The organism is Spirosoma liriopis, assembly GCF_023196085.1.
GTDB lineage: Bacteria > Bacteroidota > Bacteroidia > Cytophagales > Spirosomataceae > Spirosoma > Spirosoma oryzicola.
In genome coordinates, this window is the sequence record NZ_JALPRF010000001.1 from 1,189,184 (window position 1) to 1,201,166 (window position 11,983).

The 11,983-nt window shown below is 49.4% G+C and carries 9 protein-coding genes; 4 read left to right on the forward strand and 5 right to left on the reverse strand.

The genetic code is table 11. From position 1 onward, the window contains the following. Nucleotides 1-61: 61 nt before the first annotated feature. A complete protein-coding gene (locus M0L20_RS04980) occupies nt 62-775 on the reverse strand; it encodes a LolA-like protein (protein ID WP_232559755.1) in 714 nt (237 codons plus the stop codon). A 166-nt stretch (nt 776-941) separates the two neighbouring features. Here M0L20_RS04980 and M0L20_RS04985 point away from each other — a divergent pair, with 166 nt between their 5' ends. Next, entirely contained in the window at nt 942-1,274 is a 333-nt protein-coding gene (locus tag M0L20_RS04985; RefSeq protein ID WP_248475956.1) for a hypothetical protein, read from the forward strand. A gap of 3 nt (nt 1,275-1,277) precedes the next feature. Here M0L20_RS04985 and M0L20_RS04990 read toward each other — a convergent pair whose 3' ends face one another. The 4 genes from M0L20_RS04990 to M0L20_RS05005 all read right to left on the reverse strand — a co-directional run bounded on the left by M0L20_RS04990 (nt 1,278) and on the right by M0L20_RS05005 (nt 7,697). Next, a complete protein-coding gene (locus M0L20_RS04990) occupies nt 1,278-2,459 on the reverse strand; it encodes a sodium:proton exchanger (RefSeq protein ID WP_232559757.1) in 1,182 nt (393 codons plus the stop codon). Between the two features lie 71 nt (nt 2,460-2,530). Continuing rightward, the gene (crtD, locus tag M0L20_RS04995) at nt 2,531-4,018 is read right to left on the reverse strand and encodes a 1-hydroxycarotenoid 3,4-desaturase CrtD (RefSeq protein WP_248475957.1); all 1,488 of its coding nucleotides are present in this window, start codon (nt 4,016-4,018) and stop codon (nt 2,531-2,533) included. Nucleotides 4,019-4,092: 74 nt separating this feature from the next. Beyond that, entirely contained in the window at nt 4,093-4,959 is an 867-nt protein-coding gene (locus M0L20_RS05000; RefSeq protein WP_232559759.1) for a PE-PGRS family protein, read from the reverse strand. Nucleotides 4,960-5,015: 56 nt separating this feature from the next. After that, nucleotides 5,016-7,697: a PAS domain-containing protein gene (locus M0L20_RS05005; protein WP_248475958.1), complete on the reverse strand. Its 2,682-nt coding sequence runs from the start codon at nt 7,695-7,697 to the stop codon at nt 5,016-5,018. A gap of 245 nt (nt 7,698-7,942) precedes the next feature. Here M0L20_RS05005 and M0L20_RS05010 point away from each other — a divergent pair, with 245 nt between their 5' ends. From M0L20_RS05010 to M0L20_RS05020, 3 genes are all read left to right on the forward strand, one after another. Beyond that, nucleotides 7,943-10,426: a S9 family peptidase gene (locus M0L20_RS05010; protein WP_248475959.1), complete on the forward strand. Its 2,484-nt coding sequence runs from the start codon at nt 7,943-7,945 to the stop codon at nt 10,424-10,426. Between the two features lie 204 nt (nt 10,427-10,630). Continuing rightward, the gene (locus M0L20_RS05015) at nt 10,631-11,233 is read left to right on the forward strand and encodes an isochorismatase family protein (protein WP_248475960.1); all 603 of its coding nucleotides are present in this window, start codon (nt 10,631-10,633) and stop codon (nt 11,231-11,233) included. A 141-nt stretch (nt 11,234-11,374) separates the two neighbouring features. Beyond that, a complete protein-coding gene (locus M0L20_RS05020) occupies nt 11,375-11,932 on the forward strand; it encodes a DUF4136 domain-containing protein (RefSeq protein ID WP_248475961.1) in 558 nt (185 codons plus the stop codon). Nucleotides 11,933-11,983: the final 51 nt, after the last annotated feature.

Genomic DNA, 11,983 nt, shown 5'->3' on the forward strand with positions numbered 1-11,983 from the left:
ACTGGCGGGCAAAAGCATATTTTAGTCTTTGCCCGCCAGTGCGCGTTTATGATCAGACTCCTTATTTAATGGTGAAGTCGGAGTCCTTCAGCCCCTTGTTGACTTTCACGTTATCAACCGACATGGTCATCGGCCCGCGTGGCGACTGCTGCGTAATCGTCATGGGAAACTTAACCCCGTTTACTTCTTTATAGTCCGAATAACCCGATGTCATCGTCATTTGGCCACGCGCGTTATTGCTCGTCACGACAGACTGCACTTTCAATCCGGTTGTCGCATCGAAATTGTCCGTCCAGGTAGCGGAACCGTCGGCGGTCGTATGGCTCAATTTGTAGGTGTCTTTGCCGTCGATTTTCTCCGGGCCAACAACGGTTGACTTTATTCCATTCTCAGCGTAATGTAGTTCCGGAAAAATAACGTTCATCGCGGTCATTTGCTGGGCTGCCGATCCTTCCAGCGTGTTGCTGTTTCCCTGCATACCGCCCATTACAATCTTCGAACCGTCGCCCGTCTGCTTCATAACCTCCATTCCGTTGGCGTTGATCACCATCGAAAACTTGTTGGGCAACTTCTGCTTTCGGGTAATCATAATGGTTCCCATCTGCCCTTCGCTGGACATACTTGTCGTTACATCCGTGACTTTCGTCAGCGCATCTTTACCACCAATGGCCGCAATGTATTTATCTAAAATTTCGTCGGCAGTTGGCGTTGTCTGGGCCATTGCCGAATAGCAAAGTAAGGGCAGTGAAAGTAAGGCAATAAATAGTTTTTTCATGGTTCGATTCAGTTAGTGAGTTTCACCAAATGTACGAGATCGCAAACATACTTTTTCGCCAAAAAACAAGACTTTAGCGATGAATGGAATTTCCCTTCGGTAGTCACTGTTTTTCTAGGGGGTGTTCATTTATACCAATCAAGAGTTGATCACCTACTTTCAACCAATGGCTAGATTCGTCATTCGTGTTTCCTCGCTTGGTCCCGATGGGATGGCCTTGTTCCCGTTTATATTGGTGCGAAAGCCTAATCCGGGAGCCGTTTTACTCAACCACGAACGAATTCATTTGCGCCAGCAGGCCGAGCTAGGCATTCTTCTTTTCTACATCTGGTACGGCGTCGAGTACTTCGTCCGGCGGCTTCACTACCGGGAGCATTACGAAGCGTACCGAAACATTAGTTTTGAGCGCGAAGCATTTGCCAATGAAGCCAACCTGACTTACTTAACGAAGCGTTCGTTCTGGGCATTCTGGCCGTACCTAAAGACGCCAACTGAGTGAGTTTTATTCTTCTTGAATAGCAGTTTTCTGCCTCAGTCCGCCCAGCATCATCACAATGAGCGACAATACAACGACCAGTATGGGTATACCATCGCGAATACCGATCACCCGCATACTTTCGGGAATGTTCAGGTAAAGCAGGACCGTGATCAATCCGCGGGGAGCTATCCATAACAGTGGATTCATTGGTCCCTGATACGTCAGTCGCAGGGTAACCCAACGCCAGGCAATGATGACCGCCACAAAGATAGCGCTGACAATCAATGCGTCCCGGTCCCACAACTCACTGGGGCTTGCCGCGTAACCTAGGATCAGAAAGAAGAAAGTACGAACGACAAAAGCGCCTTCGGCGGTGAGGTTTTTGAGTTGCTCCAATTCCTTTTCGAACAAGTCATTTTTCAGAATACGACTCAACTGCCCCCGAATAAACAGTTCGGTATTATTCAGGAATAAACCAAAAATCAGGATCAGCAGCAGTGACGACAAATGATTGATCTCGGCAATGGCATAGACGAGGAACAGTACGGAGATGATTGGCAGAAATTTGATCCGGTGGTTGATCCGACCAATCAGGTACAGCAGCAGAAAGCAGCAAATGAGCGATAACAACGCCATGATAAAGGTATCGCGGGCGAAAAACCAGATGGCGCTTAATACGGAATCGCGGCTGACAAGCAGGAAATTAAACAGTAAGACGCCAATGATCCCAGCAAAAGCCGACTCGTAAATTACAAATTCGCCCTGCCCGAACGACAGATTTGATACGCTTGGAATAGCCACAGCGCTACTGATAATGGAGAATGGTAGCGCGGCAATCAGGCAATGGTAAAAAGAATCATTCAGCAAAAGGTATAAAACGCTGGCCAGCAGAAACGTGATCCCCGCGACCGAAAGCAACGAAGCGATTAACGTACGTCGGATAATGCCCAGCTTGTCGCCGTGTAGCTCCAGATCAAGGCCGTTTTCCAGTACGATCAGGATTAGACCCAATGTACCCAGTGTCGGTAAAATCGTATTGACAAACGGAAGCTGAACCCCAAAATAGTTTGTCGCCTGCCGGGTCAACAGACCAAGTAGCAAGAGCAATAACACAGAAGGCGTTCGTAACCGGCTGCTAAACAAGTCGAACGCGTAGGAAATAAGAACGGATAAGCTCAGAACAATAATCAGAATCGACGAATCCATTCGGCAAGATAAAAAGCAGTTTTCAGCTTAACCCATAGCAAGCCCTAAAAACTACTAATCGACGCTGAAAACTACACTAAGTCCGTAGCGATTTTGGCCGATAGTAAACACAATGGGATTCCACCGCCCGGATGGACGCTTCCGCCAACAAAGTAAAGGTTATCGAATTGACGCGAGAAGTTGGCATGACGCAGAAAAGCCGCAAAGCGATTGTTGCTGCTGTTGCCATAAAGCGCTCCCTGTGCCGACGAGGTTCGCGCTTCAATACTCCGGGGGTCCAGTACAGACTCCGTTTCAATATACTTGCCAATATCTACTCCCAGATTCTGGCTAATCTTTCGAATGACATTCTGCCGGGTCTGAGCAATGATCGCATCCCAATCCTGTCCCGTATTGTTGGGCACATTTAACAGAATAAACCAGTTTTCGCAACCGTCGGGTGCATCGTCCGGTTTGAGCTTTGACGTGATATTCAGATAAATCGTTGGATCAGACGAGACGTTATTCTCCTGGAACAACGTTTTGAATTCAGTCTGGTAATCATTACTGAAAAGAATATTGTGCAACCCAAGTTCTGCAAACTGCCGCTTGATACCCCAGTAGAAAATCAACCCTGAGCTTGATTTGGGTTGCCGCAAAATCCGCTCCGGCTGGCGGGCAGTTGGCAATAGCCTGCGATACGTACTGACAATATCCATGTTGGAAACGACCAGCGCAGCTTCGACCGTGTCGATACCGTCAGCGCGGCTAACTCGGATTCCTTTTACCTGTTTACCTTCCGTTATGATCTCGGTAACGCGTGTATTGTAATAAAAGTGAACGTCCAGTTCCTCCGCCAGCTTCAGCAGACAGGTGGTGATGCTGATCATACCTTCTTTCGGGAAGAAAGCGCCGATGTTGTATTCCAGATGCGGAATGATGTTCATCGTAGCCGGTGTCTGGTACGGATCGGAGCCGTTGTACGTGGCGTACCGATTGAACAGTTGAACCAGTTTGGCATGGTTAAACCGCCCGTTGTTAGCCTCGTTCATCGTACCGAACACACCCAGCCACGGCAGGTTCAGGTAGCCAGTTAAAGCATCCCGGTTGAGCCAGGTCGACATTTTATGAAGCGAGCGCTGTAAAAACAATTTCTCGGTTACCTGGTATTTCCGGGCACTATCGTTGAGGTGCTGGTGCAGATGACGAGCGGGTTCGCCTAGTACGGTTTCGACTTCCTGCCCAAATCGATTCAGATCAGCCCAGGCAGTCAGCCGGGTGTTATCATCCCAGAAATAGCGGCAGGTTTCATCAAGTCGGGTATACTCAAAATAATCGGCTGGATTGCGGCCCGCGAGCCGGAATAATTCATCGACCAGATGAGGCATCGTAAAGAGCGATGGCCCCGCATCGAACCGGTAGGTTCGACCGTCGGGTGTCATCTGGTCAAAGCCGGAGAGCTTACCACCCGGATACAAATTGGCTTCGAACACATCAACGTTGTAGCCTTTTACGGCTAAGCGAATGGATGCCGCAAGTCCGGCGATACCCGCTCCAATGACAGCAGCTTTCTTTTTCACAGATACAAAGAAACGTTTTGATTCAGACGTAAGCCGCTGTCGAACCAAAACGTTTATTAATTTCTACTTACTGCTTACTGTTTGGCGTAATAGTACAGATTTACCGACGAAGCACTCGCGCGTTCACTAAGGGTAAAGAACCCTCTGCCGTCCTTATCGAAGGCGATAGCTTCCCCCTGCGGTTCGGCTTTGACAACCAACTGACGAGCGGTTCCTTTCTGCATGGCATCAGCAACGGTTTGGCCGGCTTCACGTTTCCAGTAGAAAACCTGGAGGTATGTCCGTAACAAAATTTCTGTTCCATCGGGCGAGATAGCCGCGCTTGTAACGTACGTAAACGGCAATTCTCCATAGGCTTCGAGGGTAGTTACCTGATTCACATCCTGGGGATACGGAAGCCGATACATCCGTATTTTTCCTTCCCGCTTCGAAAAAATCCAGGTGTCACGGGTTTGCGGGTCAACCAAGAGCGCTTCGGCATCGCGTGGACCGTCGGGGTATTTGAAATTTATTCGCTCGACCTGCCCGATTGCTTCCTGCAAACTGGCCGGCTCGGGTAAGCGGTAAATCACGCAGTTTGGCCGCTGGGCATTGTTATCACCGATATCAGCGATATACAGGTAGTTTTTACCGCTCTGTGGGCCAGGACCAATCGACAGATCTTCCCAATCCACGTTCGTTGCATTGGGTATACTAATTTTACCTTTCAACTGACCATCATGTCCGAGCAGGGCCAGTTCAGCGGGGCTACCGCTATCCTGTTCAACCCAGATGTTTCCTGGCTGCGTCCGGCTATCGACAATGCCCGAAGCTTCGTCAATCAGGCCGGGCTGAACCGGGGCAATTGTTGGATCACTGCTAAACCTGGCCCCGTCAGGTGATACACCGACGTTACAGGACAGGACTGTCAGTGTACCAAGAACTAAAATGATAATGCGCATGAAAATTCCGGTTGATTCAATCGTCAAAGTAACGAAAGAAGCCGTTGATTAAGTCTTTAATTTGAGGGAGAGGGCAGCAATAGTCGGAAAGTAGCCCCTTCACCCGGTTGCCCGGTCGCCGTGATATAGCCATAATGATTCTCGACAACTTTCTGTACTATAGCCAGTCCAATTCCAGTTCCCTGGTACTCGCTGCGTCCGTGCAGACGCTGAAATACCTGAAAAATCCGCTCAGCATATTGAGGGTCAAATCCAATGCCATTGTCAGTGATGGTAACCAAATAAAATAGCCGATTACTATCCGCGGGTGATACAACAAAGCCGGATTCGCGACCACGAACCTTTTCTGACATTATCGTTATTTCGGGTAATCGATCTGGCTTCGCGAACTTTAACGAGTTACTGATCAGGTTTTGCACTAGCTGTCGTAGCTGAAGCGCATCGCCCATAATGGTGGGTAACGAACCAACAGTCAGCAGGGCTTTTTTATCGTCAATGACCGTTTCAAGATCGTTGATCACCTCACGAGCAACGGTACTCAAATCAACGGGCACATGCACTTCACCCCTGTTCGAGACCCGCGAATACGTCAATACGTCTTTGATCAGCACCTGCATCCGAGCGGCAGCCGACTGCATTCGTTGAATCATGTCGGCCCCTGCTTCACCAACAATCGGAGCGTACTGGGTCTGCAAAATATCGCCAAATGCCTGAATCTTTCGTAGAGGCTCCTGAAGGTCGTGGCTGGCTACGTAAGCAAACTGTTCCAGATTTCGATTAGAGCGCTGTAACTCGACTACCGACGCTTCCAACTGCTGCTGAAGCTGCTTGAGCGGAGTGTAATCACCGAAGGTCACCAGCACCTCATCGCCCATTCGAGTTACCAGAATATCAAGCCACGCGTCGATACCGCCCCCGTCGTAATGAAAGTCAAACCGCTGCGTTTCCCCCGTTTGATACGCCTTTTTATACAAGTCGAACATGCCGTTGTCCTTGTAATCGGGAAACCAGGTACTACCGAGCGCACCGATAACCGCTTTGGGTTCTTGCCCGACGTAAGAGGCTAATTGCCGGTTAGCCGTCTGAAAGCGAAAATCAACGACTTCCCCGCTTTTATCCCGTACCGGATTAAAAAGAAAGATCCCCGTCTGGGAGGTATCGATTACCGTCTGCAATTCGGCCCGCGACCGCTCCAATTCCTGCTGCGCCCGTTTTATGTCGGTGATGTACTGGAAAACAGTCAGCACATCGTCTTCCTGTTTGACCATTGTGATTGCCGCCCACAAATCGACACCGTCGTCGCAGAAATGATGTTCGTACTGCTTCGTTTCAGCCGTTTCCCATACCTGTTTTAAGTGGTCGAAGAATCCTTTCTGCGCGGAACCCGGAAACATCGTAAAGAGCGTGTTTCCCTGCATGTAGTCTAACGGTCGGCCAGTGGCGGTAGCGGCTATAGGATTCGCCAGTTTATAGCGAAAATCAATGATAACGTTGTTTTCATCCCGTATCGGTTCGTAGAGGACGAGAGCCGCCGGTGAATTATTGATCACCGTTTGCAGCAGATCCGCCGATTGCCGGATTTGACGCTGGATTTGTTTTTCTTCCGATATATCCGAAAACGTAACGACAAAACCATCGTTCAGCTTGAGCGCAGAAGCATGAATCCACATATCAAGCCCATCGTAGTTGTAATGAACTTCCATACTGGTCCGCTCACCACTCTCGACCGTATGAACATACATGTTCATCATCCCCGATTGAAGATTACCAGGAAAAACGTCCAGCATCGATTGCCCGATTAGTTCGTCTGCTGTTTTACGCGCTAGCAGCGAGGCCGCCTTATTGACCGCTATAAACTTGAAATCAACAATTTGCCCGGATTCGTCCCGCACGGCTTCGTAGGCAATAATACCGTTGGTCGAATTGTCGAGTACGCTGTTAAGCAGGTCCGACAACTGCTTGTATTGCAGCACATCTTCTTTTTGCTGCGTGATATTGATGCCTGTTACAACGCATCCGTCTCCTAATTTGGTAATGGATGTATCGTACCATTCTTTTACATCAGGATAGTAGTGCTGGGCAAACAAGGGCTGTCCGGTTTCGATTACCTGCGAGAAGAGGTTAAACTGACCGGTCTCCCGCGAATGTGGCCGTAAGTCAAGCAGGCTATTATCCAGGACTTCTTTGCCATATCGGTTCATCACATCCTGACGAGCTACTGCGTTAGCCAACCGTACCCGAAAATCCTGAACCTGGCCAACCTCGTCGCGAATTGCTTCGTAAACGAATATGTTGTTCAGGGCGGTATCCAGAATAGTTTGCAGCAGTTCTGTCTGTTTGTTTTTGTCCTGTTCGGCTTCCTTCAACGGTGAAATGTCGCGTGTGACGCTAAGGACTCCGTCTCCCAATTTACTCCGGTCCGTCAGATACCATCCATTCAGAATCGTATTGAAGTAGACCTCCTCGGTAGGCTTGCCTGTTTCGACAATAGTTGACAGACTTGTAAATATGGTTTGGGCAATAAGCGCCTGGTCCTGCCTGTCATTGAGCAGAAGCGTTCCAATGGCCACCTGATATTTGCCTGCACTATATTCTTCTGCTTTCTTGTTGGCGTAATCGACTCGAAAATTAACAACCTGACCGCTGTCATTACGAATAGCCCGCAACCAGATTACAGAATTGGGCAACGCATCAAGAATTTCAGAAAATTGCAGATCTACAGAATTTATAGTCGGCATTTACGATAACGTCAAATATAAATAACACCCTGACAATTAATCTCATTACTTTATTAGAATCGACTTATCCACAGCGTTATTCATTGTAGGAATTCCAGAAGTAAGAAGCGTCAACGAAGGTACATAATTTACTGCGCAAAAGTCATTCCAACAAATAGGTGCGTCAAAACAGCCTTTTTGATTCTAATACCATTGGATTTCAGCGTATCTTTAGAGCCTTTGTTAACCGAAAACAACCTCTATTTATGCTTCACAACCTCTCTGTTCATCGAAAAAGCCGCCGGCTCCTGCTTGCGCTGGCGGTCACGATTCCGATTTTCGGATACGCTCAGGATGCGCCAACTTATCAGACTCCGCCCAAAGCCCTGGCTGATCTGGTAACAGCCCCGCTGACGCCTACGGTCAGCATGTCGGCCAAGGGTGATCTTATGCTTATTCTAGAGCAGGCTTCCGCCCCAAGCATTGCCGAGCTTGCACAACCTGAATTAAAATTAGCGGGGCTGCGCATGAACCCAGCCAACAATGGTCCCAGCCGGGCGCGCTACATCACGGGATTGAAACTCAAGAAGTTGATGGACAAGGATGAGAAAGCCATAACGGGCCTTCCGGCTAATCCGCTGATTAGTTTTGTCCAGTGGTCGCCCGACGATACGAAAATTGCCTTTGCCAATTCGACCGATACCCAAATTGATCTGTACATCGCCGATGTAGCAACGGCTTCCGCAAAAAAAGTGGGTACGTTAGCGCTCAATGCTACGCTGGGTGTACCGTTTCACTGGGTCTCCGACAGCAAAAGCCTTATCGCTAAAGCCATACCGGCCGGGCGTGGTGCAGCGCCCGAAGTTAGCCGGGTACCGGCTGGACCAACCACGCAGGAAAACGTTGGCGGTAAACGCGGGCAGGCTCCTACGTATCAGGATCTGCTCAAAAATCCGTCCGACGAAAAGCAATTTGCTTATTACACAACCGCTCAGGTGGTTCGGGTGGGACTGGACGGCTCAACGACCAACATCGGGCAAGCCGGTATTATTCGTTCGGCAGAGCCTTCGCCGAATGGTCAGTACGTCATGGTCGAAACGGTTCATACGCCGTTCTCGTATCTGGTTCCGGTTTATCGCTTCCCGCTCAAAACGGAGATCTACGCCATGACCGGATCACTGGTCAAAACCTTGAACGACGGCCCCTTACAGGAAACTGTAGCCTACAGCCCCGATGGTGCACCAACCGGCCCACGCGAGTTTACCTGGCGCGCCGATGCTCCCGCATCTGTCTACTACACAGTGGCGCAGGACAATGGTGACCCCAAGGTGAAAGCCGACATTCGGGATAAGGTCTATCTGGTTGACGCACCGTTCTCGGCCCAACCCAAAGAAATCTATGCCGCTCAGTACCGCTTCGAAAACTTCGACTGGGGTAATGAATCAACCGCATTGGCTACCGAACGTTGGTGGCAGAACCGGAAAAGCCTTACCAAGACGGTTAATCCTGCTAACTGGCAGACAACGGTTCTCTTTGATCGTTCGTACGAAGACCGTTATACGAATCCGGGTCAGCCCGATACGAAACACAATCAGTACGGTCGCGAGGTGCTGAATATTTTGCCTAGCGGTGAGATTCTGATGGTCAACGGACAGGGTGCATCGCCCGAAGGCGACCGTCCATTCGTAAGTCTGCTTAACCTGAAAACTAAACAAAGCCGTGAGCTTTGGCGCTCAGCGTCTCCTTATTTCGAGCGTCCTGTTGCCGTGCTCGATGCTGTTAAACAAGTAATTCTGACCACGCGCGAAACCCCCGACGAGAACCCGAATTACTTTGTGCGTAATCTGAAAGCCCGTATTGCGCCTATTCAGGTAACGACTTTTGCACACCCTTATCCACAGCTAAAAGGGATTCAGAAACAGCAGTTGCGCTACAAACGCGCCGATGGTGTCGATTTGACGGCTACGCTTTATTTGCCCGTTGGCTATAAGAAAGAGCAGGGTCCTTTGCCAACATTCCTGTGGGCTTACCCCGCCGAGTTCAAAAGCAAAGATGCCGCCAGTCAGGTATCAGGTTCGCCTTACCAGTTCAACCGGATTAGCTATTGGGGAGCCGCTGCCTTTGTGACAATGGGATACGCTATTCTGGACAATGCCAGCATCCCCATCGTGGGCGAAGGCGACAAAGAACCGAACGATACGTACGTTGAGCAACTAGTTGCCAGTGCCAAAGCCGCCATCGACGAAGGTGTTCGGCTAGGTGTTGTTGATTCGAGTCGCGTCGGTGTGGGGGGTCACTCGTACGGAGCCTTCATGACCGCCAACTTATTGACGCATAGCAAACTATTCAAAGGTGGTATTGCCCGCAGCGGTGCTTACAACCGGACGCTAACCCCGTTTGGATTCCAGAACGAGCAACGTTCGTACTGGCAGGCTCCCGACGTGTACAACAAAATGTCGCCCTTTATGAACGCCGACAAAGTGAAAACGCCCTTGCTGCTCGTACATGGCGAAGCCGACAACAACACCGGCACGTTCCCCATTCAGTCCGAGCGATATTACAACGCGCTGAAAGGTTTCGGTGCCACAACTCGTTTGGTATTCCTTCCCTACGAAAGCCACGGTTACACGGCTAAAGAGTCGTTGTTACACATGCTTTGGGAGATGAACGGCTGGTTGGATAAATACGTCAAAAACCCGGCTCCAACGGCCAAAGCTGGTCAGGCTGGCAAAGTTGGTGGCGGTAAGTAAGCTACAGCCTATTTGTTCAAAGAGCCGTCAGCGAACCGTTGACGGCTCTTTTTTTGTGGTGGTAATTCGTTTTTGTCATCCTTCCTTTGGTCGGGATGACAAAAAACACCCATATTTTGGTCAAAACGAGTCGGGAAGAGCCAGCAGTTTCCTGAACACAACCAGTCAGGGTCGGGTTGAATTCGAGAAAACAGCTAACCTAGTATGCTTACGGCACTTGATAAACAAACCGCTCTCGTTCTGATCGATCTCCAGAAAGGCATCGTCAACGGTGATAAAGCGCATCCGACGCCAACGATCATTCATAATGCTTCCCGACTAAAAGCGGCTTTTCGTCAGGAGCGATTACCGGTGATAGTGGTTCACGTCGAACCGATTGGCGCGCCAGCATCTCTCGTTCGTTCCGAAAAAAGCAATTTCCCTAAAGACGCTGCTGGACAGCAACAGGCGCTCGACATAATGCGGGCAGCAGGCTTTTTCGATATTGTGGAGCCAATCAAGCCAGAATCCGATGACATCCAGATCACGAAAGAAACCTGGGATGCATTCTACAACACCTCTCTGCACGAAGAACTACAGAAACTAAACATAACAGGTATCGTCTTGGCGGGAATCTCAACCAGCATTGGTGTGGAAGGAACGGCTCGTTCGGCAAATGAGCGTGGCTATAACCTTACTTTCGCCACCGACGCCATGACGGATATAGTGGCCGCTGCCCATCATAACAGCCTGACATACATCTTCCCCCGCATCGGCGAACTAGCGACCACCGACGAAATTATCGCCATGTTGCCCGACAGAACCTGACTATCATTCTACGCACCATTGTCTAACGGACATGTCGATAAATTGCCCAACAACAACCTTTAAGAGCCTTTTAATAACCCATATTCATTGCATTAGTTATTTATACGAAGGGTCATAATCCTAAAATAAAAGTCAACGCATATGAAACGGTTATTTTTTATCGCCCTGTTGGGACTGGCAACCAGTCTGACGCAGGCTCAAAATGTCACAGTAAACAGCGAAACCAAACCTAACACGGACTTTAGTCGCTACAAGTCTTATGTTTGGGCATCGCAGGTGGATAGAAAGCTCGATCCAGGCTATTATTTCCTAAACGACCTGGTTTTGAAGAAACAGATTCGGGAAGCCGTCGGCTTCGCTATGGATGGCCGGGGTTACAAATTCAATCGGCAGGCGCCCGATCTAATTGTTAACTTTAGGGTGTTTGACAAGCCAACGACAATAAAGGGCTACACAAGTGCAGGTTCAGACTATTTTAGTTCCAATGAAGTTCAGGCGCTGGGTGATGAGCAGGACATTAAAGTAGAAGCAGGTACCATTCTGATCAATCTTATTGATACGAAAACCGATCAGGCTGTTTGGCAGGGTCTGGCGTCGGGTTTGACGTCCAACAACGGCTTTGATCGTCAGCAAGGTAAAATCCGCGAAGCCATCAACCTGATATTTAACAAATATCCCTACCGAGCCGATAAATTCTAGTTGGCCGTTCGTTCCAAAAAGTGCGTCGCTTCCCCGAAGCGACGCACTTTT